Origin of the sequence: Krasilnikovia sp. MM14-A1004 (assembly GCF_047159485.1) — a bacterium.
Lineage (GTDB): Bacteria > Actinomycetota > Actinomycetes > Mycobacteriales > Micromonosporaceae > Actinoplanes.
Genome location: NZ_AP038773.1, coordinates 4817371 through 4844318 on the forward strand (window position 1 = coordinate 4817371; position 26948 = coordinate 4844318).

Annotated in this window: 18 protein-coding genes and 1 pseudogene; 5 read left to right on the plus strand and 14 right to left on the minus strand. The window is 70.5% G+C overall.

Translation table 11 applies throughout. The features are described from left to right. Positions 1 to 49: 49 nt before the first annotated feature. The 5 genes and pseudogenes from uvrC to rsgA form a co-directional block, all read right to left on the minus strand. Positions 50 to 2245: an excinuclease ABC subunit UvrC gene (gene uvrC, locus ACMCNN_RS20545; protein WP_412742140.1), complete on the minus strand. Its 2196-nt coding sequence runs from the start codon at positions 2243 to 2245 to the stop codon at positions 50 to 52. Positions 2246 to 2349: 104 nt separating this feature from the next. Then, positions 2350 to 2913, minus strand: a complete 564-nt coding sequence (locus tag ACMCNN_RS20550; RefSeq protein WP_412742141.1) for a Rieske (2Fe-2S) protein — start codon at positions 2911 to 2913, stop codon at positions 2350 to 2352. 356 nt (positions 2914 to 3269) lie between these two features. Then, positions 3270 to 6230 (minus strand): annotated as a pseudogene (gene uvrA / locus ACMCNN_RS20555) (excinuclease ABC subunit UvrA); the annotation flags it as partial. Positions 6231 to 6400: 170 nt separating this feature from the next. Further along, a complete protein-coding gene (locus tag ACMCNN_RS20560) occupies positions 6401 to 8221 on the minus strand; it encodes a hypothetical protein (RefSeq protein WP_412742142.1) in 1821 nt (606 codons plus the stop codon). Positions 8222 to 8252: 31 nt separating this feature from the next. Beyond that, complete coding sequence (rsgA, locus tag ACMCNN_RS20565) at positions 8253 to 9077, minus strand: GTPase RsgA (RefSeq protein ID WP_412742143.1); 825 nt, start codon at positions 9075 to 9077, stop codon at positions 8253 to 8255. 191 nt (positions 9078 to 9268) lie between these two features. On the opposite strand from rsgA, the gene ACMCNN_RS20570 reads away from it, so the two are divergent. Continuing rightward, positions 9269 to 9973, plus strand: a complete 705-nt coding sequence (locus tag ACMCNN_RS20570) for a maleylpyruvate isomerase family mycothiol-dependent enzyme (protein ID WP_412742144.1) — start codon at positions 9269 to 9271, stop codon at positions 9971 to 9973. A gap of 48 nt (positions 9974 to 10021) precedes the next feature. Here ACMCNN_RS20570 and ACMCNN_RS20575 read toward each other — a convergent pair whose 3' ends face one another. Next, positions 10022 to 10642 carry a cysteine hydrolase gene (locus ACMCNN_RS20575; protein ID WP_412742145.1) on the minus strand — a complete coding sequence of 207 codons (621 nt, stop codon included), beginning with the start codon at positions 10640 to 10642 and terminating at the stop codon, positions 10022 to 10024. 183 nt (positions 10643 to 10825) lie between these two features. Between ACMCNN_RS20575 and ACMCNN_RS20580 the strand changes: the two genes are divergently transcribed. Continuing rightward, positions 10826 to 11464 (plus strand): ATP-dependent Clp protease proteolytic subunit, encoded by a 639-nt coding sequence (locus ACMCNN_RS20580; protein ID WP_412742146.1) that lies wholly within the window; start codon positions 10826 to 10828, stop codon positions 11462 to 11464. Between the two features lie 71 nt (positions 11465 to 11535). Here the strand turns inward: ACMCNN_RS20580 and ACMCNN_RS20585 are convergent, their stop codons facing one another. Together ACMCNN_RS20585 and ACMCNN_RS20590 are read right to left on the minus strand one after the other, a co-directional pair. Then, a complete protein-coding gene (locus ACMCNN_RS20585; RefSeq protein ID WP_412742147.1) occupies positions 11536 to 11961 on the minus strand; it encodes an uL11 family ribosomal protein in 426 nt (141 codons plus the stop codon). Positions 11962 to 12230: 269 nt separating this feature from the next. After that, a complete protein-coding gene (locus ACMCNN_RS20590; RefSeq protein WP_412742148.1) occupies positions 12231 to 13064 on the minus strand; it encodes a transglycosylase SLT domain-containing protein in 834 nt (277 codons plus the stop codon). Between the two features lie 158 nt (positions 13065 to 13222). Here ACMCNN_RS20590 and typA point away from each other — a divergent pair, with 158 nt between their 5' ends. Beyond that, entirely contained in the window at positions 13223 to 15088 is a 1866-nt protein-coding gene (typA, locus tag ACMCNN_RS20595) for a translational GTPase TypA (protein WP_412742149.1), read from the plus strand. Between the two features lie 42 nt (positions 15089 to 15130). Here the strand turns inward: typA and ACMCNN_RS20600 are convergent, their stop codons facing one another. After that, complete coding sequence (locus ACMCNN_RS20600) at positions 15131 to 16126, minus strand: TerC family protein (protein WP_412742150.1); 996 nt, start codon at positions 16124 to 16126, stop codon at positions 15131 to 15133. 419 nt (positions 16127 to 16545) lie between these two features. Between ACMCNN_RS20600 and ACMCNN_RS20605 the strand changes: the two genes are divergently transcribed. Beyond that, positions 16546 to 16848 (plus strand): antibiotic biosynthesis monooxygenase family protein, encoded by a 303-nt coding sequence (locus ACMCNN_RS20605; protein WP_412742151.1) that lies wholly within the window; start codon positions 16546 to 16548, stop codon positions 16846 to 16848. A 167-nt stretch (positions 16849 to 17015) separates the two neighbouring features. On the opposite strand, the gene uvrB is transcribed toward ACMCNN_RS20605, so the two are convergent. From uvrB to rpsA, 3 genes are all read right to left on the minus strand, one after another. Further along, on the minus strand, positions 17016 to 19148 hold the full coding sequence (gene uvrB / locus ACMCNN_RS20610; RefSeq protein ID WP_412742152.1) for an excinuclease ABC subunit UvrB: 2133 nt from the start codon (positions 19146 to 19148) through the stop codon (positions 17016 to 17018). A gap of 531 nt (positions 19149 to 19679) precedes the next feature. Beyond that, a complete protein-coding gene (coaE, locus tag ACMCNN_RS20615) occupies positions 19680 to 20873 on the minus strand; it encodes a dephospho-CoA kinase (RefSeq protein WP_412742153.1) in 1194 nt (397 codons plus the stop codon). A 195-nt stretch (positions 20874 to 21068) separates the two neighbouring features. Continuing rightward, complete coding sequence (gene rpsA / locus ACMCNN_RS20620) at positions 21069 to 22571, minus strand: 30S ribosomal protein S1 (RefSeq protein WP_412742154.1); 1503 nt, start codon at positions 22569 to 22571, stop codon at positions 21069 to 21071. A gap of 358 nt (positions 22572 to 22929) precedes the next feature. Between rpsA and ACMCNN_RS20625 the strand changes: the two genes are divergently transcribed. After that, positions 22930 to 23754 carry a class I SAM-dependent methyltransferase gene (locus ACMCNN_RS20625; RefSeq protein ID WP_412747226.1) on the plus strand — a complete coding sequence of 275 codons (825 nt, stop codon included), beginning with the start codon at positions 22930 to 22932 and terminating at the stop codon, positions 23752 to 23754. Positions 23755 to 23760: 6 nt separating this feature from the next. Here the strand turns inward: ACMCNN_RS20625 and ACMCNN_RS20630 are convergent, their stop codons facing one another. Beyond that, a complete protein-coding gene (locus tag ACMCNN_RS20630; RefSeq protein ID WP_412742155.1) occupies positions 23761 to 24129 on the minus strand; it encodes an ArsR/SmtB family transcription factor in 369 nt (122 codons plus the stop codon). Between the two features lie 76 nt (positions 24130 to 24205). After that, positions 24206 to 26896 carry a DNA polymerase I gene (gene polA / locus ACMCNN_RS20635; protein ID WP_412742156.1) on the minus strand — a complete coding sequence of 897 codons (2691 nt, stop codon included), beginning with the start codon at positions 26894 to 26896 and terminating at the stop codon, positions 24206 to 24208. Positions 26897 to 26948: the final 52 nt, after the last annotated feature.

The window sequence follows — 26948 nt, forward strand, 5'->3', positions numbered from 1 at the left end:
CGTCCTCCTGCGCTGCAGTGTCCGCCCGAGCTCGGGCGGACACTGCATCCTAGGCCGACCCGATGCTGCCCGGCTGCCCGGCCTGGGGTCCGATACCCGATTCGGTGGCGGAACCCTCGGCGGACGGATGCAGCGCGGCCAGCACCGCCTCCGCAGTACGGCGTCCGATCCCGGGCACCTCGGTCACCTCCTCCGGCGTGGCCTGCGACAGACGCTTCAGCGACCCGAAGTGCCGCAGCAGCGCCTTGCGCCGGGTCTCCCCCAGGCCGGGAATGTTGTCCAGCGCGGAGGCCGTCATCCGCTTGGAACGACGCTGGCGGTGAAACGTGATGGCGAACCGGTGTGCTTCGTCCCGGACCCGCTGCAACAGGTACAGCGCCTCGGAGGTGCGCGGCAGGATCACGGGGAAGTCCTCGCCCGGCAGCCACACCTCCTCCAGGCGCTTGGCCAGCCCGCACAGCGCCACGTCGGTGATGCCGAGGTCGGCGAGGACCGCCGCGACCGCATTGACCTGCGGCTGGCCCCCGTCCACGACGACCAGCTGCGGCGGGTACGCGAACCGCCGCGGCCGCCCGGTCAACGGATCGATACCGGGCAGTTCGGCGCTCGCCGGCACCTCCTCCGCGGATGCCGGCTCGTCGGCGCCGGAAACGGGCGCACCACCGGCGCGAACCGCCTGGCCGTCACCGGGCGGCCGGGCGGACCGGAACGCCTCAGCGCTCTGGGGGCGGGTCGCCGTGTCGTCCGCATCGGCCGCAGCGCTGTCGAAAGCGGCCGCCACGCCGTCTGGGGCGGCCGTGCCAAGACCATCGGCTGTCCCGGCCGCGGGTCCGCCCGCCTCGGCGCGGTAGCGGGCGAACCGGCGCCGCATCACCTCGCTCATCGCGGCGAGATCGTCGGTGCCGCTGCCGTCGGGGTTGCCGCGCACCGCGAAGCGCCGGTATTCGCTCTTGCGGGCCAGCCCGTCCTCGAACACCACCATGCTGGCCACCACGTCGGTGCCCTGGATCTGCGAGACGTCGAAGCATTCGATGCGCAGCGGCGCGGACTCCAGGCCGAGGGCGTCGGCGATCTCGTCGAGTGCCTTGCTGCGGGTGGTGAGGTCACCGGCGCGGCGCAGCTTGTGCCGGGCGAGGGACTCACCGGCGTTGCGGGCCACGGTCTCCAGCAGGGCGCGTTTGTCGCCGCGCTGCGGAACCCGCAGGGTGACCCGGCTGCCGCGGTGTTCGCTGAGCCAGTCGGCCAGTGCCGGGGCGTCCGCGGGCAACGCGGGCACGAGCAGCTCGCGGGGGACGTCACCCTCGCCGTGCTCGTCGCCGTACACCTGGGTGCAGAAGTGGTGGACCAGATCGCCGGTGGTCAGCTCCTCGGTCTTCTCGACCACCCAGCCGCGCTGGCCGCGCACGCGGCCGTCGCGGACGTGGAAGACCTGCACGGCGGCCTCGAGCGGATCCTCCGCGAACGCGACGACGTCCGCGTCGGTGCCGTCGCCCAGCACGACGGTCTGCTTCTCCATCGCCTTGCGCAGCGCGGCGATGTCGTCGCGCAGCCGCGCCGCCCGCTCGAAGTCCAGCTGCTCGGAGGCGTCGAGCATGTCGCGCTCAAGGCGTTTGACGAACGCATCGGTACGCCCGGCCATGAAGTCGCAGAAGTCGTCGACGATGGCCCGGTGCTCGGCGGCGCTGACCTGGCCGACGCACGGGGCCGAACACTTGCCGATGTAGCCGAGCAGGCAGGGACGGCCGATCTGACCGGCGCGCTTGAAGACCCCGGCGGAGCAGGTCCGCGCGGGAAAGACCCGCAGCAGCAGGTCGAGGGTCTCCCGGATGGCCCAGGCATGCGAGTACGGCCCGAAATACCGCACGCCCTTGCGCTTGGCGCCGCGCATGACCTGCAGGCGCGGGAACTCCTCGTTGAGGGTGACGGCGAGGAACGGATACGACTTGTCGTCGCGATACTTGACGTTGAAGCGAGGGTCGAACTCCTTGATCCAGGAGAACTCCAGCTGCAGCGCCTCGACCTCGCTGCCGACCGTGACCCAGTCGACCGCCGCCGCCGTGGTGACCATCTGCTGGGTGCGCGGATGCAGCGACCAGGTGTCCGCGAAGTAGGAATTCAGCCGGTTGCGCAGGCTCTTGGCCTTGCCGACATAGATCACCCGGCCGCTGGGGTCGCGGAAGCGATACACGCCGGGGGCGTCCGGAACGGTCCCGGGCGCCGGCCGGTAGCTGGACGGGTCAGGCACGGGTCAACAGTAGTGCGTGCCCCTGACATGATTACCCGACCGGAGGCCCGTCGCCGCCGCCACGGCGTCGGGCCTCCGGCCGGAAACTCTGACCGGCCGGAAACTCAGGCCTGGACGATGTTGTCGCCGTCCACCTTCACCTTGGTCTCGGGCAGCCCCTTGGTGGCCGGGCCGCCCTGCGGGGAACCGTCCTCAATGGAGAACGTGCTGCCGTGGCAGGGGCACTTGATCAGTCCGCCGTCGACCTTGTTGACGTCGCAGCCCGCATGCGTGCAGACCTTGCTGAACGCCTTGAAGGTGCCCTCGCTGGGCTGGGTGATGACCAGGTCGCCCTGGATGATGCCGCCGCCCTTGGGTACGTCGGCGACCGCGGCCAGGGCCGTCGCACCGCCGGAGTCACCGCCCTTGGAGCCGCCGCCCTTGGACTGGCCGGCCGGGAACCCCGCGTCGGCGCCCTTGCTGCCGGCCGGGGCGGGGTTGTTCTGGAAGTCGCTCCCGCTGGGGTTCGTACCGCTGCTGCTGCTCGATGTGCCGCACGCGGCCAGCAGACAGGTGGCGCCGAGGGCTCCGGCACCGGCCAGCACGGCGCGGCGGGGCGCCACGACGCCCGAGCGGGTCGGCTCACCCTGCGGGTTGGCGGTGTCGGTCCTCGCCTGCACGTCAGTCATGTGTCGGTACCCCTCCAGTGCCCTCGGCCGCGCCCGGACCCTCACGCGGCGTTGTCTGTAGATACGCGGAATCCCGCGGAGTGGTTCATGGGTCGGACCGAAATTATCCGGGCGCCTCCGGAGGCGTTCTCCCCTTTTGCGGCCTTTACGCAAGGCTTTCGGGTGGATTCGCGGCGGCGAACGCCTACACAAAACCAGCTACACCGGGCCGGCGGCGTACGGGCCCGGTGTAGCTGTGTGTTACCTGAGAGCGGGACGGTTCAGTTGTCGGCGGCGGCCCGCGACCGCGAGGCCCGCGGTTTCGCGGCGCTCGCCGGCGCCGCGCCGTTCGCCGACGCCCCGTTCGTTGCGCCGTTCGCCTTCGCGCGGGTACGCGCCGCGGCGCCGGTGGACCGGGTGCCGGCGGCCGCCTTGCCGTTGCCGTTCGCCTTGGCAGCGCGGGCCACCGCCGCGGCGCATCCCTTCGGCTTCCCCGAGAGTCCCAGCACGTGCCGCAGGAAGCCACCGGTGTGGCTCTCGGGCACCTCGGCCAGTTCCTCCGGGGTGCCGGTGGCCAGCACGAGGCCGCCCTTGCTGCCACCCTCGGGGCCCATGTCGATCAGCCAGTCCGCGGTCTTGATGACGTCGAGGTTGTGCTCGATGACGATCACCGTGTTGCCCTTGTCGACCAGCCCGCCGAGCACCGTCAGCAGCTTGCGGATGTCTTCGAAGTGCAGGCCGGTGGTCGGTTCGTCGAGCACGTACACCGTGCGGCCGGTGGAGCGCTTCTGCAGTTCCGAGGCCAGCTTGACGCGCTGCGCCTCACCACCGGACAGGGTCGGGGCGGGCTGGCCGAGCCGCACGTACCCCAGGCCCACGTCGACCAGGGTGCGCAGGTGGCGGTGGATCGCCGGGATCGCGGAGAAGAACTCCGCCGCCTCCTCGATCGGCATCTCCAGCACCTCGGAGATCGTGCGCCCCTTGTAGTGCACCTCCAGCGTCTCCCGGTTGTACCGAGCGCCCTTGCACACCTCGCACGGGACGTAGACGTCCGGCAGGAAGTTCATCTCGATCTTGATGGTGCCGTCGCCCGCGCAGTTCTCGCAGCGGCCGCCCTTGACGTTGAAGGAGAACCGGCCCGGCCCGTACCCCCGCACCTTGGCCTCGGTGGTCTCGGCGAACAGCTTGCGGATGTTGTCGAACACCCCGGTGTAGGTCGCCGGGTTCGACCGTGGGGTACGCCCGATCGGCGACTGGTCGACCCCCACCACCTTGTCGACGTGTTCCAGCCCGGTGATGCGGGTGTGCCGGCCGGGCACCATCCGGGCGCCGTTGATCTGGTTGGCCAGCACGGTGTGCAGGATGTCGTTGACCAGCGTCGACTTGCCCGAGCCGCTGACCCCGGTGACCGCGACGAACTGCCCCAGCGGGAAGCCGACGGTCAGGTTGCGCAGGTTGTGCTCCCGGGCGCCCTGCACCACCAGCTCCCGGCCGGTCACGCGGGGACGGCGCACCATCGGGGTCGGTATCGACTTGCGCCCCGACAGGTACGCGCCGGTCGGCGACTCCTTGCTGTCCAGCAGGCCCTGCACCGGGCCGCTGTGCACGATCCGCCCGCCGTGCTCGCCCGCGCCGGGGCCGATGTCCACCACCCAGTCCGCGGTACGGATGGTGTCCTCGTCGTGCTCGACCACGATCAGGGTATTGCCGAGCTTCTTGAGCCGTACCAGGGTCTCGATGAGCCGGTGGTTGTCGCGCTGGTGCAGGCCGATGGACGGCTCGTCGAGCACGTACAGCACGCCGACCAGGCCGGAGCCGATCTGGGTGGCCAGCCGGATCCGTTGCGCCTCGCCGCCGGACAGGGTGCCCGCGCCGCGGTCGAGGGACAGGTAGTCCAGGCCCACGTCGACCAGGAACCGCAGCCGGGCGTTGATCTCCTTCAGCACCCGCTCGGCGATCATCTTCTGCCGGTCGTCGAGCTCGATCGTGGCCAGCAGCTCCGCACACTCGCCCACCGACAGCGAGCACACCTCGGCGATGCTCTTGCCGGCGATCGTCACCGCGAGGACCTCGGGCTTGAGCCGGGCCCCGCCGCACGACGGGCACGGCACGTCGCGCATGTAGCCCTCGTACTTGTCGCGGGACCAGTCGCTCTCGGTGTCGGCGTGGCGGCGTTCGAGCCACTGCACCACGCCCTCGAAGCCGGTGTAGTAGGACCGCTCCCGGCCGTACTTGTTGCGGTAGCGGACGTGCACCTGGTCGTCGGAGCCATAGAGGATCGTCTTCTGCGCCCGCGCGGGCAGCTTGCGCCAGGGCGTGTCGATGGTGAACTTCTCCTGCTCGCCCAGCGCCTCCAGCAGCCGCAGGAAGTACTCCAGGGTGGTGCCGCCCGACCAGGGCTGGATCGCACCCTCGCGCAGGCTGCGCTCCACGTCCGGGATGATCAGCTCCGGATCGACCTCCTTGCGGGTGCCGAGCCCCGTGCATTCCGGGCAGGCCCCGTACGGGGCGTTGAAGGAGAAGACCCGCGGCTCGAGATCCTCGATCGCCAGGGGATGGTCGTTGGGGCAGGCCAGGTGCTCGGAGAAGCGCCGCTCCCGGTGCGGGTCGTCCTCCGCCAGGTCGACGAAGTCGAGCAGCACCATGCCCCCGGACAGCTGCAGCGCGCCCTCCACCGAGTCGGTGAGCCGTTGCTTGCTGCCCGATTTCACGCTGAGCCGGTCGACCACCACCTCGATGGTGTGTTTTTCCTGCTTCTTCAGCTTGGGCGGGTCGGTGAGCGGGTGCACCACCCCGTCGACGCGGGCCCGGGCGTAACCCTTGGACTGCAGCTCGCCGAAGAGGTCGACATACTCGCCCTTGCGGCCCCGCACGACCGGGGCCAGCACCATGAACCGGGTGCCCTCGGGCATCGCCAGGACCCGGTCGACGATCTGCTGCGGGGTCTGCCGGCTGATCCGCTCCCCGCACACCGGGCAGTGCGGGATGCCGGTACGGGCGAACAACAGCCGCAGGTAGTCGTAGACCTCGGTGATCGTGCCGACGGTGGATCGCGGGTTGCGCGAGGTGGACTTCTGGTCGATCGAGACCGCCGGGGACAGGCCCTCGATGAAGTCGACGTCGGGTTTGTCCATCTGCCCGAGGAACTGCCGCGCGTACGACGACAGGGACTCGACGTACCGGCGCTGGCCCTCGGCGAAGATCGTGTCGAAGGCGAGACTGGACTTGCCCGAGCCGGACAGGCCGGTGAACACGATGAGGGCGTCACGGGGCAGGTCGAGGTTGACGTCGCGCAGGTTGTGCTCCCGCGCGCCGCGGATGATCAGTCGGTCGGCCACAGCCAGCCACTCCGTCTTGGGTCTTCGGGCTTGGATCTACGGGCTTGGGGTCTTCGGGGTCCGGGCTTACAGTCGCGGCAACTCTAGCCACGGGGTACGACAAGTTCCCGCGGCCTAGGTGCAGCGCCCCGCACTTGCTGCACATTCCCCCAGATCGGCTACGCGAAAGGTCACCCGGGCGGGGCGACCGCCAGATCCCGCACGTCCCACACCTGCACGCCGCCGATCAACCGCGGCGAACGCCCCAGCAGGTCCGTCAGCGTCACGGCCAGCAGGTCCCCGTGTTCGCTGCCGGGCACCAGCACGACCGCACCGGCACGCCAGTAGCTCAGATCGGTGCGCGCGTTCCGCCGGTCGACGTACGTGAGCGAAGGCCGCAGCCCGTACTCGCGCACCCAGTCCAACAGCACGAAGGTGGGGCGCAGCGGCGCCTGCCAGGAGCCGGTCTCGTCGCCGGGCGGGTCCTTCGGGCCCATGAAGTAGCCGCCCGGCACCGCGAACTCCAGCCCGGACAGGGCGGCCCAGCGCATCCCCGTGCGCCCGTGCGTCACCTGCGGCAACGGCACCGGCACCAGGGTGCGTCCCGGAGCCACGTACTCCCGCCACGTGCCCTCGGTGAGAAACGACGGCAGCGGGTCGGCGCCCACGATCGGCAGCGGCTTGGGCAGGACCGGCACCAGCGCCACAGCCAGCGCGGCCCAGAAGGCGACCCGCCGCGGGTGCGGATACCTCCGGATCCGGTCGGCCGCCATGGCGATCAACACCCCCACCAGCGTGGCGGTCACCATCGCGAACCGGGTCACGCTCACCAGATCGAGGATCGGCACGTGGCTGACCAGGCCGAAGGGCAGCGGAATCCCCGTGTTGTGACCGGCGACGCGCAGCTGCGGGCCCAGCGACATCACCAGCAGGACCAGACCGGCGAGAGCGACGGCCCGCGCCACCGCCGAGCGCCAGAGCATGCCCATCATCACACCCAGCAGGATCAGCATGGGTACGCCGAAGAACGTGTTCTCCTCGGTCGCGCTGACACTCACCTCGCGGGCCAGGGCGGCGTTACCGGCCAGTGACTGCCGCGCGTACACACCGAGCGAGAGCAGATCGGTCACGTACTGATCCGGCGGGAAGGGCTGCCCGTGATAGCTGCCCGGCGCGAAGAACTGATACCACAGCGGGTACGCCAGCAGCGTGCCCGCCACCGCGGCGGCGACGCCCAGCCCCGCGACGAACCGGCGCCACACCACCGCAGCGTCGCGCCTGCGCTGCACCGCGTACGCCAGCACGAACACGCCCAGCGCCAGCGCGGTGAACAGCAGCGTCTCCTCGTTGATGAAGACCTGCAGCACGACCAGCAGCCCCAGCGCCAGGCCGCCGCGCAGCACCCGTCCCGGCTCGCGCAACCGCAGCACCTGCCACACGATGAACGGCACCGCGAACTGGCAGACGAAGTTCACGTGCCCGTTGGCATGCGACACCATCGCCGGCGCGAATCCGCACCACAGGCCGCCCAGCCAGGCCGCGAGGCGCCCCCGCACCAGCCGGCTGAACAGCCAGTACCAGGCCGCCGCGGTGCCCGCCAGGCCGAGGGTGAGCAACAGCGCGACCGACACCCCGGCGCCCAGCAGGTGGGTGACCGGCGCGATCGGCAGGCTCAGGGCCAGCACCGAGGTGTTCGCCATCATGTTCACCCCGGCCGAGGCGTTGAGCCGGTCACTGAACAACAGGTCGGCGCCGTGGAACACCACCCGCTCGCCGTGGGCGAGCATGAAGAGGAAGACGCCGTGGTCGTCGTCGTTGCCGGCCAGCACCCGCCCGTTCGGGTCGCGCCACAGCTGCACGAGCACCAGCACGGCCAGGGCGAGATAGCTCAGCAGGGCACCGGGGACGGCCAGCCGCCGCCAGCGCCCGGCGGGCACGCCCGGCTCCGGCGTGACGGGCTCCCGGGCTGCGGGTTCCGCCCGCCTGTCGACCGACTCGGTGACCGCGTGCACCGCCGCATTCTGCCAGGCAACGGGGCCGCCGTCAGAACAGGGCCCGGTGGCGCGCACCCCCGCCGAGGGTGCCGCCCAGTCCGACCTCACGGATCCCCGGGGTGTCCAGGACCGCGCCGCCGCCCGGCACCGGGACCAGCCGCCGGCCCGCCGCCGGATCCCCCTCGACGCCCTCGCCGACCTCCCGCACCGGCATCACGGTGGCCCCGGCGAGCGCGTCGACCAGCGTGGATTTGCCGGCGCCCGGGCGGCCGAGCAGCGCCAGCGTGCGCCCGGGCCCGACCAGCGCGCGCACCGCGGCCAGCCCCTCACCGCGCGACGCGCTGACCGGCAACACGGGTACGCCCGGCGCCATCGCGGCCACCCGACGGGCCACCGCGTCGGCGTCGCGGGCCGCGTCCGACTTCGACAGCACCACCACCGGCTGCGCCCCGGACGCCCCGGCCAGCGCCAGCAGGCGCTCGATCCGGGCGTGGTCAGCCCCCGGGTGCATCGGCTCGACCACCGCCACGGTGTCCATGTTGGCGGCCAGCGGCGGCCCCGCGGCACCGGAGTCGGTGGCGGACCCGCGCAGCGTCGTGCGGCGCGGCAGCACGTACTCGACGGTGGTCCGGCGATCCGGCCAGCGCCGCAGCACCACCCAGTCGCCCGGACACGGCAGCCGGGCCGGATCCGCGGCGGCGCAGATGAGCACAGGGCCACCGAGACTGGCCCGCCCGACGCCGGTGGCGTCCAGGACAGTGCAGACGCCGCGGTCGGCCCGCAGCACCCTGGCCGGTGCCGTGTCGGCACGATCGAACTGCCGATAGTCGCCGGCGAAGCCATCGTCCCAGCCCAGGAGGGACAGATCCGACACGCTGCCTACCTCCTTCGCGGGTTCGATCGACGCGTCTGCACAGACCGTACGGTCACCGCTACGCCCGGGAAAGCGAATTCCGATGCCGGTCCGTCGGTGCCGAGAAGTAGGGTTCAAGCCATGTCGGCGATTCCCTCGAAACGCCCCCACGACCCACGGCGCGCCCCGGCCATGACAGAGCCATCGCTGTCATGACCGTCGATCCGCTCGCGCTGATGACCGACGTGGACGAGGCCACGCAGCGGCTGCTGCGCGCCGCCGAGTCCCTCGACGACGCCGCCGTCACCGCGCCGTCCGCGCTGGCGGGCTGGACCCGTGGCCACGTCCTGACCCACCTGGCACGCCAGGCGGACGCCATCACCAACCTGCTCACCTGGGCACGCACGGGCGTCGAGACCCCGGCGTACGCCTCACCGGCGGCCCGTGTCGAGGGCATCGAGGCCGGGGCGGAGCGCCCCGTGGCCGACCAGCTCGCCGACCTGCGTGCCGCACACGAGCGGATGGCCGACGCGGCTGCCGCCATGCCCGCCGAGGCGTGGACCTTCCACATCCCCGGCCGCAACCAGCTCGCCGCCGCGCTGCCCTGGGTACGCCTGCGCGAGGTGGAGGTGCACCACGTGGATCTCGCCGCCGGATACACCCCCACGGACTGGTCGGACGCGTTCGCCCTGCGGCTGCTGCGCGAGATCGTGACCGGCGCGACCGCCGACGCTCCGGCACTGGTGCTGCGCCCGTTCGGCGTGGATCACGAGCTGGTCATCGGCGACCCCGCCGCGGCCCCGGTGATCGGCGGCCCGACCCGGTCCCTCGCGGCGTGGCTGGCCGGGCGCGGCGACGGCGCCGATCTCACGGTCTCCCCCGACGGTGCGCTGCCCAGCCCGGCCACCTGGATGTGACCCGATCCACCCGGCCGGGCCGCCGCAGGCGAGTCGTGCGGCCGCGCCTCAGCGACCCAACGCGGCCAGGATCTGCGCGGCGTCCACCGGCAGCGAGAACATCGGATAGTCGTAGGCGATCGCGTTGTCGTGCTCCTCGGCCGAGGTCGCGGCGGTGCAGTCCGTCAACGTGATGACCCGGTAGCCGTTCTCGTACGCGCTGCGCATCGTGGACTCGACACAGCAGTTGGTGAGGAAGCCACCCAGGATCACGGTCTGGATGCCGCGGCTGCGCAGGATGAAGTCGAGGTTCGTGCTGGCGAACGTGTCGAGGCCACGCTTGCCCTCGACGACGATGTCCCCTTCGGCCGGTGCCAGGGCGTCCACGATGGCCGCACCCCACGTGCCCTTGACGAACGCGTTGCCGTCCACCACACCCTTGAGGATCCCGTACGGGTGCCGGCTCAGCTCGCCGTAACCGGGGGCGAACGTGATCGGCGCATGCATGATCGTGACGCCGGCCGCCCGGGCCGCCTCGACCAGCGCCACCGTCTTCGGCAACATCCCGGTCTTGTCCATCACCGCGGCCACGGCACCGTGCAGGGCACCACCGTCCGAGGTGAACTCATTCTGGTACTCGATGAGCACGAGCGCGGTCGTGGCGGGATCCAGGTGCAACGTGTCGGACACGGCTCAACCCCCAACGCAGATGCGAACGCGGTGACCTCAGGTGTCCATGCAAACACACCACCACCCCCGTCCGCCCTCAGCTGAAGGGCTCCGTACCGGCGCGCCGCCGAACCTAGACTGGGCGGATCTCCCACCGCCCGTGCCGGATCGCGGGTGGGCGGGGCGGCACACGCGGAGGTACCGGTGCACCTGCGACATGACCCCCTGCGCTGGCAGCCCCCGCGGGACCCCTCCCCCGGCGGGTGGCCCGCCCCGCCGCCCGGCGACGCCGGGCCGGCCGTACCCGGCTGGCTCGAGGAGCGGCTGTTCGACCAGCGGATCGTCATGCTGCGCGGTCCGCTGACCGGGCAGTCCGCCACCGGTATCGCGGCCGCCCTGCTGACGCTGGACGCAGCCGGGCCCGCTCCGGTGCAGGTGCACATGGCCAGCTCCGGCGGCGAGCTGGGCGCGGCCCTATCGATCGTCGACGTCATCGACGCGATGACAGCACCGGTGCATGCGGTGGTCACCGGGGAGGCGGGCGGGGCCGTGCTGGCGGTGCTGGCGGCGGCACACACCCGGGTGGCGTACCGGCACGCACGGTTCCGGCTGGCGGAACCGCACGCGGCCGGGGTCACCGGCACGGCGGACGAGGTCGCGGCGGCCGCCGGCCAGCACCTGCGCGAGTTGGAGGAGGTCGTGCTGCGCCTGGCCCGCCTGACGGGGCAGTCACGTACCCGGATCGAGGACGACCTGTCGGCCGGTCGCAGCCTCACGGCCACGGAAGCGCGCGACTACGGCCTCATCGACTCGGTGATCGGCGAGGACACGGGCACGACCTGAGCGGCGCGCGGCCGAAGGAGCCAAAAACAAAGGCGCGGACCCGTCCGGGTCCGCGCCTTTGATGCTACGAGTTACTCGGCGACCTTGACGCCCATCGAGCGGGCCGTACCGGCGACGACCTTGATCGCGGCCTCGACGTCGTTGGCGTTGAGGTCGGGCAGCTTGCGCTCCGCGATCGTACGGATCTGGTCGGCGCTGAGCGTGCCCACCGTCTGGGTCAGCGGGTTCGACGCGCCGGACTGGATCCCGAGAGCCTTACGGATCAGGAAGCTCGTCGGCGGCGTCTTGTAGGTCAGCTGGTGGCTGCGGTCCTCGAAGACCGTGACGACGACCGGGATGATCTCCCCGCGCTGGTTGGCGGTGGCCTCGTCGTACTCGACCTTGACCTGCCGCATGTTGGCGCCGGTCGGGCCGAGCATCTTGCCGAGGTCGACCATCGCGGCGTTGCCCGCCTCCAGCGCGAGGGTCACCACGTGGGTCTTCTTCTTGGGCGGCATTGCTTCAGGGCTCCTTCGTGTGTGCTGCACGGGCCGAAGTAGGGAGCGCCGCCAGCATCTGAACGCACAACAACCCCGAGACCTTACAGCCGCGCCCACGAGGTGGTCAAAACGGCGTAGTCCCGGGTAGCGCCCACCAGTGTAGCCCGGCCGGTGTGCGCCTCGCAGTCCACCCTCAACCGCTGCGGCGTGCCCCCATGGCCCCATCTGATCACCCCGACCCGGGCCGGGGTGATCAGATCGGTAGTGCGCCGCCGCGGATCGGCGGGTCAGTACCGGTCGCAGTAGCAGGACGCCATCAGCGACCGGACCGAGTCGACATATTCGGGGTTGGGCAGCTGCTTACTCGCGTACGCCGCGTCGACCTCCCCGAATCCGCTGTTGTACGCCGCGATGACCAGGTTGAGCAGGCACCTGCTGGAGTGACTGCGGCAGGCACCGGTCGAGAGGCTGTAGTCGCCCTTGAAGTACTTGTCGCCGAACCACTTCGTCAGCCAGGCCAGGTAGTTCGCGCCCAGCACGGCGTTCTGCCGGTAGTCGTGCGCGTCGTACGCCTGCCCGAACCGATTGTTGATCATCTCCTGGGTGGCGGGCATGACCTGCATGAGCCCGCGCCCACCGTCACAGTTGACGATGTCGGACTGCCAGCCGCTCTCGTGCCACGCGGTCGCCAGCACGAGCCGCGCCGGCACCTTCAGTGACGGCGCCGACGTCGGCCAGTACGACTTGCCCGCCGCGGCGTTCAGCGCCGACTTCGCCTTCGCCTTGGACACCTTGGCGCCCTCGTGCGAGGCGCACGCGGGTGCCTGGAAGTTGTTCGGGTCTTCAGTCGGTGACGGTTTGGCCTTGGGCTTGGCCTTGGTCGTGGCCTTGGGCTTCGACGGCGCCGTCCGGGGCGGTGACGGGGTAGCCGAACTCGGCTCGGGCGCCGGTGACTCGGTCGCCACCGGCACGACCGGCGCGGACGAGGCCACGTCGACCGGCGCGGGTGCCTCGCCACGGGCCTCGTCGCCGTGCCCGCCGAGCCCGCACCCGGCCGCGATCACCACCGCGGCGACCGCACCCACCAGCCAGCCCACACGACCCGCCGCAATTCCGGCCATCGACCAAACCCTCCCCGTTAGTGATCGACGGCCGACGCTATCAGCAGGTCACACGGCCTCGCAGCCCCAAAAAACGGACATTCGACTCACAGCCGGAAACGGCCACCTGGTATGACCCCGGGACGCCCTCGGCAACCTGACTCCGTGACAATGGGGGCATGCAGACCCGCACCGACCTACGCAACGTCGCCATCATCGCCCACGTCGACCACGGAAAGACCACCCTGGTCGACGCCATGCTGCGCCAGGGGAGCCAGTCCCACGCGCGGGGCGAGATGGCCGACCGCGTCATGGACTCCATGGACCTGGAGCGGGAGAAGGGCATCACGATCCTCGCCAAGAACACGGCGATCAGCTACCAGCCCGCCGACGGCCCGCCCGTCACCATCAACATCATCGACACCCCCGGCCACGCCGACTTCGGCGGCGAGGTCGAGCGCGGCCTGACCATGGTCGACGGGGTCGTCCTGCTGGTCGACGCCAGCGAGGGCCCGCTGCCGCAGACCCGCTTCGTGCTCCGCAAGGCACTGCACGCGAAGCTGCCGATCATCCTGGTGATCAACAAGGTGGACCGGCCGGACGCCCGGATCAAGGAAGTCGTCGACGAGACGTACGAGCTCTTCCTCGACCTCGACGCCGACGAGCACCAGATCGAGTTCCCGATCGTCTACGCCTGCGCCCGCGACGGCATCGCCTCGCTGACCCAGCCCAAGGACGGCACAGTCCCGGACGACAGCACCGACCTCGAGGTGCTGTTCAGCACGATCCTCGGCACCATCCCGGCCCCGACGTACACCGAGGGCGCGCCGCTGCAGGCGCACGTCGTCAACCTCGACGCCTCGCCGTTCCTCGGTCGTCTCGCGCTGTGCCGCGTGCACGAGGGCACCATCAGCAAGGGCCAGACCGTCGCCTGGTGCAAGACCGACGGCACGATCAGCAACGTACGCATCTCCGAGCTGCTGATCACCGAGGGCCTGGAGCGCAAGCCCGCCGAGAGCGCAGGCCCCGGCGACATCATGGCGGTCGCCGGCATCGCCGACATCATGATCGGTGAGACCCTCGCCGACGCCACGGACCCGAAGCCGCTGCCGCTGATCCAGGTCGACGAGCCGGCCATCTCCATGGTCATCGGCACCAACACGTCGCCGCTGGTCGGCAAGGTCAAGGGCGGCAAGGTCACCGCCCGCATGGTCAAGGACCGGCTCGACAAGGAGCTGATCGGCAACGTGTCGCTGCGGGTGCTCCCCACCGAGCGCCCGGACGCCTGGGAGGTCCAGGGCCGCGGTGAGCTGGCCCTCGCGATCCTGGTCGAGCAGATGCGGCGCGAGTCCTACGAGCTGACCGTCGGCAAGCCGCAGGTGGTCACCAGGACCATCGACGGCAAGGTGCACGAGCCGGTCGAGCGGCTCACCATCGACGCCCCCGACGAGTACATGGGCGCGATCACCCAGCTGCTGTCCACCCGCAAGGGCCGGATGGAAGAGCTGATCAACCACGGCACCGGCTGGCTGCGCATGGAATGGCTGGTGCCCGCCCGCGGCCTCATCGGATTCCGTACGGAATTCCTCACCGAGACCCGCGGCACCGGGATCATGCACCACCTGTTCGAGGACTACGAGCCGTGGTTCGGTGAGCTGCGCACCCGGCAGAACGGCTCGCTCGTCGCCGACCGGGCCGGTGTCGTCACCGCGTTCGCGATGACCAACCTGCAGGAGCGCGGCCAGCTCTTCGTCGAGCCGACCATCGAGGTGTACGAGGGCATGATCGTCGGCGAGAACAGCCGCCAGGACGACATGGACGTCAACATCACCAAGGAGAAGAAGCTCACCAACATGCGCTCGTCGACCGCGGACGAGACAGAGAAGCTGATCCCGCCACGCAAGCTGTCGCTGGAGCAGGCGCTCGAATTCTGCCGCGAGGACGAGTGCGTCGAGGTGACGCCCGCCGCGGTGCGCATCCGCAAGGTCGTACTCGACCAGCAGACCCGCGGACGGGCGGCGGCCCGCCGCAAGCACCAGCAGTGACGCCGACGGGGTGCGGGCGCCTGCGCCCGCACCCCGTCGCGCCTACGCGTTGACCAGTTCCTTGCGGCGGTCGTGCGACGACTTGGCCAGGCTGGCGACCGTGGCCACGGCCAGGGTGCCGATGATGACCAGCAGCGACAACCAGATCGGGATCTCCGGCGCCCAGGGCACTCCCTGCCCGCCGTTGATGAACGGCAGCTGGTTGGTGTGCAGCGCCTCGAGGAACAGCTTGACGCCGATGAAGCCGAGCACCACCGCGAGCCCGATGTTGAGGTAGACCAGCCGCTCCAGCAGGCCACCGAGCAGGAAGTACAGCTGGCGCAGCCCCATCAGCGCGAACACGTTCGCGGTGAACACCAGGTACGGCTCCTTGGTGATGCCGAAGATCGCCGGGATCGAGTCCAGGGCGAAGATCAGATCGGTGGTGCCGATCGCGATCATCACGATGAGCATCGGCGTGAACAGCCGCTGGCCCGTTGTGGTGATCATCGTCATGCGCCCGCTGTCGTACGAGCTCGACACCGGGAAGGCGCGCTTGGCCCACCGGATGAGCACGTTCTCCTTGAAGTCGTCCTCGTCGTTCTCGCCCTGGCGGACCAGCGTGAACGCCGTGTAGACGAGGAACGCCCCGAAGAGATAGAAGATCCACGAGAACTGGGCGATCAGCGCCGCGCCGGCCGCGATGAACGCGCCCCGCATGAGCAGCGCCAGCACGATGCCGATGAGCAGCACCTTCTGCTGGAACTGCCGGGGCACCGCGAATCGGGCCATGATGAGCACGAAGACGAACAGGTTGTCGACCGAGAGGCTGTACTCGGTCAGCCAGCCGGTATAGAACTCGCCCGCGGAGCGGGCGCCGGCGGCCGCCCACACGCCGAGCCCGAACAGCAGGGCGAGACCGACATACAGGGTTACCCAGCCGCCCGCTTCCCGCATACTCGGCTCATGCGGGCGCCGCCCCACGATCAGCAGGTCGACGGCGAGAACTGCGGCCAGCGCGACCAGGGTGAGGATCCACACCCAGGCAGAGACATTCAATGAAAACCTCCGGCAGACACGGTCCATCGCCACGCCGTCGGTTCGACGGAGCGCAGCGACGTGCGACTGTCGGAGGTCTCTTCCGCCACGCCCTTGAGGGGGACGCGACCACCGGCCCCGGGTCTGCCCGACAGGGCAGAGACCGTGTTGACGACGCCGGCGCGGGGGAATACTCCCCTCCTACGCCCATCATTCTCGCCCATGGAAGGCGGTTTCTGCACACCACCACGGAAAGGGTGTGAAGGCTCTCTTTCGCTAATTGCCCATTCTCGGACAACTCGGCACCTCAAACGTGTGAAGCGTGCCACTGCTTGTAGGGCGTCCTAGGAGGATAGCGTGCTTCGGTGACGGGCCGAGCCCGCCGAATGGCCACGGATCACGACGGATCGCGGTGATCATCGTGGTCTAGGGTGGCGTCCATGGTTCTCGAAGTCGCCCTCATCGACGTCCGGCCCGGCCACGAGGACGCTTTCGTCGCGGACTACCGGCAGGGGCACCCGGTGCTCGCGGGCACCCCGGGCTGCCGCTCCGTACGGATGACGCGCGGGATCGAGTCGCCGTCCCGGTTCGTGCTGCTGGTCGAGTGGGACAGCATCGCCGCCCACGAGGAGAACTTCCGCGGCACCGACCGGTTCACGCAGTGGCGTGACCTCATCGGCAAGCACTTCGCGAACCCGCCCGTCGTCGAGCACTACACCGACGTCACAGCGGACGGCGTCTGAGCCGACCCGCTCGCCAGACGCTGATCGGCTCGCGGACGGCAACCGACGGCGCGCGCCGACCGGCCTGTCGGCCGGCTCACCAGACGCTGACCTGCCCGCTGGACCGGCCTATCGGCCGTGAGCGGCCGGCTCATCGGACGCTGACCTGCCCGCTGGCGTTGATCGGGTCAGCGCACGCCGGCCACGTCCATGCCGCGCAGCTCCTTCTTCAGCTCGGCCATCTCGTCGCGGATGCGGGCCGCCAGCTCGAACTGCAGCTCGCGGGCGGCGGCCAGCATCTGGTCGTTCAGGTCCTGGATGAGTTGGGCCAGCTCGGCGCGGGCCATGCCCTCGCGGGCGGGACGTACCGTGCCGCGGGCCTTGGACCGGGTCTCCGGCACGGGGCCCTTGCCACGGGACATCTGCCGCCCACCACCGCCGACGACATGGCCACCGGGGCCATGCCCGCCCAGGGCGGTGTCGGTGTCCTCGGCCTCGCGGTAGATGTCGTCGAGGATGTCGTGGATCTTCTTGCGCAGGGGCTCGGGGCTGATCCCGTTGGCCTCGTTGTGGGCGATCTGCTTGTCGCGGCGCCGATTCGTCTCCTCGATGGCGTCACGCATCGACGGTGTCATCTTGTCGGCGTACATGTGGACCTCGCCGGAGACGTTGCGGGCCGCGCGGCCGATCGTCTGGATCAGCGAGCGGCCGCTGCGCAGGAAGCCCTCCTTGTCCGCGTCGAGGATGGCCACCAGCGACACCTCGGGCAGGTCGAGGCCCTCGCGCAGCAGATTGATGCCGACAAGCACGTCGTAGTCGCCCTTGCGCAGCTCCTTGAGCAGTTCCACCCGGCGCAGCGTGTCGACCTCCGAGTGCAGATACCGCACCCGGATGCCGTTCTCCAGCAGGTAGTCGGTGAGGTCCTCGGCCATCTTCTTGGTGAGTGTGGTGACCAGGACCCGTTCGTCGCGCTCCGTACGCAGCCGGATCTCGTGCATGAGGTCGTCGATCTGGCCCTTGGTCGGCTTGACCACCACCTGCGGATCGACCAGGCCGGTGGGCCGGATGACCTGCTCCACGTACTCCCCGCCGGACTGCTGCAGCTCCCATGGACCGGGGGTCGCGGACAGATACACCGCCTGGCCGACCCGCTCCAGGAACTCGTCGAAGCGGAGCGGCCTGTTGTCCGCGGCACTGGGCAGCCGGAAACCATGCTCGATGAGCATGCGCTTACGGGAGGCGTCGCCCTCGTACATGCCGCCGATCTGCGGGATCGTCACGTGCGACTCGTCGATGACCGTGACGTAGTCGTCCGGGAAGTAGTCCAGCAGGGTGAAGGACGGCTCCCCGTACGTCCGGCCGTCCATGTGCATGGAGTAGTTCTCGATGCCGTTGCAGAAGCCGACCTGGCGCATCATCTCGATGTCGTACGTGGTGCGCATCCGCAGCCGCTGCGCCTCCAGCAGCTTGCCCTGCCGATCCAGCTCGGCCAGCCGGTCCTCCAGCTCCGCCTCGATGGCCCGGATCGCCCGCTCCATCCGCTCCGGGCCGGCCACGTAGTGCGACGCCGGGAAGATGATCAGCTGGTCGACCTCGCGGACGATCTCACCCGTCAGCGGGTGCAGGTAGTAGAGCTTCTCGATCTCGTCGCCGAACAGCTCGACGCGCACCGCGAGCTCCTCGTACGCCGGGATGATCTCCAGGGTGTCGCCCCGGACCCGGAACGTGCCCCGCTGGAACGACATGTCGTTGCGCGAATACTGGATCTCCACGAGCCGGCGCAGCAACTGGTCGCGGTCGATCTCCGCACCGACGCGCAGGGTCACACTGCGGTCCAGATACTCCTGCGGGGTGCCCAGGCCGTAGATGGCGCTCACCGTGGCGACCACCACCGTGTCGCGGCGGGTCAGCAGCGACATCGTGGCCGAGTGGCGCAGCCGCTCGACCTCCTCGTTGACCGAGGAGTCCTTCTCGATGTAGGTGTCGGTCTGCGGGATGTACGCCTCGGGCTGGTAGTAGTCGTAGTAGCTCACGAAATACTCGACAGCGTTGTGCGGCATCAGCTCGCGGAATTCCTTGGCCAGCTGAGCGCAGAGGGTCTTGTTGGGGGCCAGCACGAGCGCGGGGCGCTGCAGGCGCTCGATGAGCCATGCCGTGGTCGCACTCTTGCCCGTGCCCGTCGCGCCGAGCAGGACCACGTTCCGGTCGCCGCCGCGGATCCGGCGCTCCAGCTCGTCGATGGCAGCCGGCTGGTCACCGGCGGGCTGATAGTCGCTGACGACCTGGAAGCGGCCGTCGAGACGAGGGATGTCGAGCGCCATGACGCCAACGGTACGACGAGGGTCCGACAACTTCGCCCGTCCCGCCGACGTCGGCCTTTCCCGGGGCGCGACCGGGCTGTTCGGTGAGTGCCAATTCCGCCTCGGCCGCAGGCATTGTGGGCGCTTGCGCGGCTCCCCTAGCCTGATCCGGTAGGCCGCTCGCGGCGGCCGCCCGACCGGTCGGGCCCGTCAACGGCCCGCTCGCGTCGGCACCGAGGTTGCAGCCCCGGCCGAGGCCGGCGAGCGCACCTGCGAGTGGTCGCGTTTCACGCTGACCGGCCGCCGCGAGCGCCCTCTGCTGCCCAGCGCCGCAACCGCCCTCGTCACCCCAACGCCGCAACCGCCCTCGTCACCCCAGCGTCCAGGCGCCCTCTGCAGCCCAGCGCCCGAGCGCCCTCTGCAGCCCAGCGCCCGAGCGCCCTCTGCAGCCCAGCACCCGAGCGCCCTCTGCAGCCCAGCACCCGAGCGCCCTCTGCAGCCCAGCCGCCCCCAGCAAGACCAGCCCGTCTGGCTGCCCGGACCGCGTCCGGCTCAGCCCGGCTGCCAGCCGGTCCGCTCCGCCCATTCGTTCGCGGCCACCGCCTCGGCGTCGAACCACGGCTCCTTCGCCTCGGCGTAACCTCCCACGTCCGGATGGTCGCGTACCCATATCCGCTTGGCCGCGGCGTACTCGTCCCGTGCCTGCGGCACCGCGCGCAGGTGGTCGCGCATCAGCAGCGCGAAGCGCCAGCCCGGCGAACCCGCCACCCGCACGTGCAGGTTGACCGCCCGGCCCGGATCGGCGCTGCCGTGCAGCCGCTTGGGCCACGTCTCGCCCGGGACGCCGCGGGCGTTGTCGGCCCACTCCCCCGGCCGGCGGGGCAGGCCGGCCGCGGCCAGCGCGTCGGCCAGCGCATCGGCCTCCGCCAGCGTGTCGACCGCCAGCATGAGGTCGATCAGATCCTTGGCGGGCAGGCCAGGCACCGCGGTCGAACCGATGTGGGTGACGTCCGCCTCGCGGCCGAGCCGGGTCCGCAACGCATACCGGATCCGCGCGATGCTGCGCTCGGCCTGCGCGGGCCAGGTCGGGTCGGGCACGACGACATGCGGCTCACGATGGCCGGTCGCCGCGCGCCCGGCGCGCAGATTCTCTTCGTACGGACGCAGCCGCGCCTGCCACAGCGCATCCACCCGGGCATCGAGCTCGGCGAGCCCCACGTCATTGTCGATCAGGACGTCCGCGGCCACGCGCCGCCGGGCATCGTCCGCCTGCGCGGCGATCCGGGCGGTCGCGTCCGCGTGGCTCATCCCGCGCTGGCCGACGAGGCGGCCGATCCGGGTCTCCGCGTCGGCCTCGACGACGACGACCAGGTGGAACGAGGGGGTCAGGCCGGTCTCGACGAGCAGCGGCACGTCGTTGACGACGATCGCCTCGGCGGGCGCGGCGGCGGCGAGTTCCGCGGTACGGGCGCGCACCCGCGGATGGATGATTCCTTCGAGCCGACGGCGGGCCTCCTCGTCCCCGAACACCCGCGCCCCGAGCGCGGGGCGGTCCAGTTCTCCGTCGCTACCCACGACGCCCGCGCCGAACGCCTCGACGACCTCGGCGAACCCGGGCGTGCCCGCGGCCACTACCTCGCGGGCCAGCCGGTCCGCGTCGAGGAGGACGGCACCCCTGTCGACGAGCCGCCGGGCCACCGCACTCTTGCCCGCACCGATGCCACCCGTGAGCCCGACCAACAACACGCGGTCAGCCTAGTGGGCACCGAGATCGGCATCGCACAGCCGGGCCGAAATCCAACTGCACCGGCCGAGAAAAGGACCCGCACACGCCCGGGGCGACGGGCGTATGGGCCGGAACCGCGCGGGGCATCAGCAGGAAAGGCGAAAGCCCGCCCGCGACGAGTCGCGGACGGGCTTTCGTGGATCAGGCTGACCGGGTCAGCTCTTGCCTCCGGCGAGCTTCTCCCGCAGGGCGGCGAGAGCCTCGTCGGTGGCCAGCGTGCCGGCCGGCTCCTCCGCGGCGCGCGCCGGAGCGGGCGAGCTGGAGGTGGCCGACGACGGACCGCTGGTGCCGCCCGAGGTGGCCGGGTTGAGGGCAGCCTCGGCCTCGGCCTCGCGGGACGTCTGCACCTGCTTGGTGTGGGCCTCCCAGCGCTCGCGGGCGTCCGCGTACTGCTTCTCCCACGCCTCGCGCTGCTTGTCGAAGCCGTCCATCCACTCGCCGGTCTCCGGGTCGAAGCCCTCCGGGTAGATGTAGTTGCCCTCGGCGTCGTACGTCGCGGCCATGCCGTAGAGGGTCGGGTCGAAGTGCTCCTCGCCCTCGACGAAGCCCTCGTTGGCCTGCTTGAGCGACAGCGAGATCCGGCGCCGCTCCAGGTCGATGTCGATGACCTTGACCATGACGTCGGAGCCCACCTGGACGACCTGCTCGGGCAGCTCGACGTGCCGCTCGGCCAGCTCGGAGATGTGCACCAGGCCCTCGATGCCGTCGTCGACGCGGACGAACGCACCGAACGGAACCAGCTTGGTGACCTTGCCCGGCACGATCTGGTTGATCGCGTGGGTCCGGGCGAACTGACGCCACGGGTCTTCCTGGGTCGCCTTCAGCGACAGCGAGACGCGCTCGCGGTCCAGGTCGACGTCGAGCACCTCGACCTCGACCTCCTGGCCGACCTCGACAACCTCGGACGGGTGGTCGATGTGCTTCCAGGAGAGCTCGGAGACGTGCACCAGGCCGTCCACACCGCCCAGGTCGACGAAGGCGCCGAAGTTGACGATGGAGGACACGACGCCCTTGCGGACCTGGCCCTTCTGCAGCTTGTTGAGGAACTCGGTGCGGACCTCGGACTGGGTCTGCTCGAGCCACGCGCGGCGGGACAGGACCACGTTGTTGCGGTTCTTGTCCAGCTCGATGATCTTCGCTTCGAGCTCACGACCCACGTACGGCTGCAGGTCGCGCACCCGGCGCATCTCGACCAGAGAGGCGGGCAGGAAGCCACGCAGACCGATGTCGAGGATGAGGCCGCCCTTGACGACCTCGATGACGGAGCCGCGCACGACGCCGTCGTCCTCCTTGATCTTCTCGATGGTGCCCCAGGCGCGCTCGTACTGCGCCCGCTTCTTCGAGAGGATCAGCCGGCCCTCCTTGTCCTCCTTGGTGAGGACGAGGGCTTCGATGTGGTCTCCGACCGACACCACTTCCGCGGGGTCCACGTCATGCTTGATCGACAACTCGCGCGAGGGGATGACGCCCTCGGTCTTGTAGCCGATGTCGAGCAGGACTTCGTCCCGATCGACCTTGACGACGGTGCCTTCGACAATGTCGCCGTCGTTGAAGTACTTGATGGTCTCGTCGATGGCCGCGAGGAATGCTTCCTCCGACCCGAGGTCGTCGACGGTGACCTTGGGGGCGCTCGAGGTGGCCTCGATGCTGCTCGTCATGTGGACAGTTGCTCCGAACGGATGGATTCGTGGTGTCTCTCGCGCCCGGCGGAACTGCCGGCGGGCACAGCGCGAACATCCGTTGTGATCATGGCAATCGAGCGCCTGATCAGGCTAGTTTGCACGAGCTGGGACCGACGACCACGGAGCCTGCTCCCTGCCGAGGCACACGATCCGCGAGCGCATCGACTAGCTTACCGTGCGCATTACCACAGGTTGCAAGCCCTCCTCAGGACGGCGGCACAATGTTTCGACTGAACCCACCCATGCGGCCGTTTTGTCCCTGTTTTACCAGGCCCGGGCCCCGGTGGGCGCCACGGCGGCGACGGCTGTGGACTGCCGTCCCCGTACCGTTGCCCTGGTGATCGAAGCGCAACCCACCGCCGAGGCCGCGCCGGCCGTCACCCGCCGACCCGTCACGGACGCCGAGAGTCGCACCGCCAGCCGCCGCTGGTGGGACGCGGACGCCGACGACTACCAGGCCGAGCACGGCGCGTTCCTGGGCGACGCGGACTTCGTCTGGTGCCCGGAGGGGCTGCGGGAGGCCGACGCACGGCTGCTGGGCGACGTGTCCGGCCGCCGGATCCTCGAACTGGGGTGCGGGGCCGCGTCCGCGGCCCGCTGGCTGGCGGGCCAGGGCGCCGAGGTGGTTGCGATGGACCTGTCCGCGGGCATGCTGCGGCACGCCCGGACGGCGGCAAACCGCACCGGGGTACGGGTGCCCCTGCTGCAGGCCGACGCGCTGGCGCTGCCGTTCGGCGCCCGGACGTTCGACGTGGTGTGCACCGCGTTCGGGGCCGTGCCGTTCGTGGCCGACTCGCAACGCGTGATGCGGGAGGTCGCCCGCGTGCTGCGCCCCGGCGGCAGCTGGGTGTTCTCCATCACACATCCAATGCGCTGGATCTTCCTCGACGATCCGGGCACGGCCGGGCTGACGGCCGTCCATTCGTACTTCGACCGGCGTCCCTACGTGGAGCAGGACGGCGCCGGGGTGCCCGGATACGTCGAACAGCACCGCACCCTGGGCGACCGCGTCCGCGAGCTGGTAGCGGCCGGGTTCGTGCTGCGCGACCTGGTGGAACCGGAATGGCCGGAGGGCCATGAGCAGGTATGGGGCCAGTGGAGCCCACTGCGCGGAGCGCTGTTCCCCGGCACCGCCATCTTCGTCGCCGAGTTGCGCTGACCGCGCTCAGCGGGCGCCGGAGGGCACGAGGCTGCTGACGTCCAGCAGGTCGCCGAGGCCCGCCAGTGCGCCCGGCACGAGCCGGTAGTAGACCCACGTGCCGCGCCGGTCGCTGAGCACCAGCCCCGCCTCGCGCAGCACCTTCAGGTGGTGGGAAATGGTGGGGCCGGTCAGCTCGAACTCGCCGGTGAGGTCGCACACGCACACTTCGCCGCCGCCCGCCGACGCGATCATCGACAGCAGTCGCAGCCGCACCGGGTCGCCCAGCGCCTTGAACATCGGCGCGACCGCGGTGGCCTGATTGGCGTCGAGGGCCCCCCGAACCACCGGCGTCCAGGAGGACGGCCGGGGCTTCGTCTCGATCGTTGCTCGCATGGGGCCAGCTTGGCAAAGGCAGGCAAGTACGTGAACGTATCGATGTGAGGACGCTGCGTCCCGGACGACGGGCGGCTCAGTGGTCGGCGCCGTCCCAGTCGCGGCCGACGCCCACGGAGACCTCCAACGGCACGGACAGCGGGTATGCCCCGCCCATCTCCCGGCGCACCAGCTCCTCCAGCGCGTCGCGCTCGCCGGGAGCCACCTCGAACACCAGCTCGTCGTGGACCTGCAGCAGCATCCGCGACCGCAGCCCGGTGTCGCGCAGCGCCTCGTCGACCCGCAGCATCGCCACCTTGATGATGTCGGCGGCCGAGCCCTGGATCGGCGCGTTGAGCGCCATCCGCTCGGCCATCTCCCGGCGCTGCCGGTTGTCGCTGCTCAGGTCGGGCAGGTAGCGGCGGCGGCCGAGGATGGTGGCCGTGTACCCGTCCTGCACGGCGCGGCGTACCACGGCCTGCAGGTAGTCGCGGACGCCGCCGAACCGGCTGAAGTACTCCTCCATCAGCCCGCGCGCCTCGTCGACCGCGATGGAGAGCTGGTTGGACAGGCCGTACGCGCTGAGCCCGTACGCGAGGCCGTAGTTCATCGCCTTGATCTTGCGTCGGTGGTCGTGGCCGACCTGCTCCACGGGCAGGTGGAACACCGACGAGGCGGTGGCGGCGTGGAAGTCGGCGCCGGAGTTGAACGCGGCGATGAGCGCGTCGTCACCGGACAGGTGCGCCATGATGCGCATCTCGATCTGGCTGTAGTCGGCGGTCATCAGCTGCTCGAAGCCCTCCCCCACGATGAACGCGCGGCGGATGCGCCGGCCCTCCTCGGTGCGGATCGGGATGTTCTGCAGGTTCGGGTCGGTGGAGGAGAGCCGCCCGGTGGCCGCCACGGTCTGGTTGAACGTGGTGTGGATGCGGCCGTCGTCGGAGACGGACTTGAGCAACCCGTCCACCGTGGACTTCAGCTTGGCCACGTCGCGGTGGCGCAGCAGGTGTGCCAGCAGCGGGTCGGCGGTCTGCGCGAACAGGCCCTGCAACGCGTCGGCGTCCGTCGTGTAGCCGGACTTGATCCGCTTGGTCTTGGGCAGGTTCCGCTCGGTGAACAGGATCTCCTGCAGCTGTTTCGGGGAGCCGAGGTTGAACTCGCGCCCGACTTCTGCATGCGCGGCCTGGGCCGCCGCCTTCACCTCCGCGGCGAAGTGGGCCTCCAACTCGGACAGATACTCGGTGTCGGCGGCGATGCCGAGGTGCTCCATGTCGCCGAGCACGACCTCCAGCGGCTGCTCCACGTCGGCCAGCAGGCGCTGCGACTCGCCGCCGTCGCGGGACAGCTCCTCGGTGAGCACGTCGGCCAGATCCAGGGTGGCGCGGGCGCGCAGCATCACGCCCTCCTCGGCCGCGCCGTCGTCGCCGAGGCCGTCCAGGGTGAGCTGGCCGTCGTCGGGGGCGTCGACCCGCAGCTCCCGCTTGAGGTAGCGCAGCGCCAGGTCGGTCAGGTCGTACGCCCGCTGGTCGGGCTTGGCCAGATAGGCCGCGAGGGCGGTGTCGACCCGCACCCCGGCCAGCGCCCAGCCGTGCGCCCGCATCGCCAGCATGGCCGGCTTCGCGTCGTGGATCACCTTGGGGCGGCTCGGCTCGGCCAGCCAGGCGGCAACGGCGCGTTCGTCGTTCTCATCCAGGGCGGTGGGGTCGAACCAGGCGGCGGGGCCGTCGCCGGTGGCCACCGCGATGCCGGTCAGGGCGCCAGTGCCGCGGCCGAAGCGGCCGGTGACGGCGACGCCGACCGGGGCGACTCCGACGTGCTCGCGCAGCCAGGCCGCCACCTCCCCGGTACGCAGGGCCGCGCCGGACAGGTCGAAGCCGGACTCGGCCTCGGGCTCGACCGCCTCCAGGTACGAATACAGCCGCTCACGCAGCACCCGGAACTCCAGCGCGTCGAAGACCTGGTGCACCGCCTCGCGGTCCCAGCCCGGCCACTTCACGTCGGCGGGGCCCAGCGGCAGCTCCAGGTCGCAGACCAGGGCGTTGATCTCGTAGTTGCGCAGGACGTTGGCGAGGTGGGCGCGCAGGTTCTCGCCCGCCTTGCCCTTGATCTCGTCGACGTGCGCCACGATGCCGTCGAGGCCGCCGTACTGATTGATCCATTTGGCGGCGGTCTTGTCGCCGACTCCGGGCACGCCCGGCAGGTTGTCGCTGGTCTCGCCGACCAGGGCGGCCTTGTCGCGGTAGCGGTCGGGGCCGACGCCGTACTTCTTTTCGATGGCGTCGGGGGTCATCCGCCAGACCTCGGAGACGCCGCGCACCGGGTAGAGGATCGTCACGTGCTCGCCGGCGAGCTGGAACGCGTCGCGGTCGCCGGTGGAGATGACCACCTCCATGCCCTGCTCGCGGGCCTGGGTGGCGAGGGTGGCGATGACGTCGTCGGCCTCGTATCCGGGCTTCTCCACCACCGGGATGCGCAGCGCCTCCAGGACCTCCTTGACCAGGCTGACCTGGCCCTGGAAGGGCTGCGGGGTCTCGGAACGGCCCGCCTTGTACTCGGCGTACTTCTCCGTGCGGAACGACACCCGGGACACGTCGAAGGCGACCACGATGTGCGTCGGCTGCTCGTCGCGCAGCATGTTGATCAGCATCGAGGTGAAACCGAACACCGCGTTGGTCGGCTGGCCGGTCTGGGTGGAGAAATTCTCCACCGGCAGCGCGAAGAACGCCCGGTAGGCCAGCGAGTGGCCGTCGAGCAGCAGCAAGCGGGGGGTCTTGGCGTCGTCGCTCACGTCGCAGAACTCTAGTCGCGACCTACGACAACACCGCCGACCGCCCCGCCCG

Coding starts and splice junctions, on each gene's coding strand:
- ACMCNN_RS20605 (WP_412742151.1), top strand. CDS start 16,546: ATGGTTCTCGAAGTCGCCCTCATCGACGTCCGGCCCGGCCACGAGGAC.
- ACMCNN_RS20570 (WP_412742144.1), top strand. CDS start 9,269: ATGACCGTCGATCCGCTCGCGCTGATGACCGACGTGGACGAGGCCACG.
- typA (WP_412742149.1), top strand. CDS start 13,223: ATGCAGACCCGCACCGACCTACGCAACGTCGCCATCATCGCCCACGTC.
- rpsA (WP_412742154.1), bottom strand. CDS start 22,571: ATGACGAGCAGCATCGAGGCCACCTCGAGCGCCCCCAAGGTCACCGTC.
- ACMCNN_RS20585 (WP_412742147.1), bottom strand. CDS start 11,961: ATGCCGCCCAAGAAGAAGACCCACGTGGTGACCCTCGCGCTGGAGGCG.
- uvrB (WP_412742152.1), bottom strand. CDS start 19,148: ATGGCGCTCGACATCCCTCGTCTCGACGGCCGCTTCCAGGTCGTCAGC.
- ACMCNN_RS20630 (WP_412742155.1), bottom strand. CDS start 24,129: ATGCGAGCAACGATCGAGACGAAGCCCCGGCCGTCCTCCTGGACGCCG.
- ACMCNN_RS20590 (WP_412742148.1), bottom strand. CDS start 13,064: ATGGCCGGAATTGCGGCGGGTCGTGTGGGCTGGCTGGTGGGTGCGGTC.
- ACMCNN_RS20550 (WP_412742141.1), bottom strand. CDS start 2,913: ATGACTGACGTGCAGGCGAGGACCGACACCGCCAACCCGCAGGGTGAG.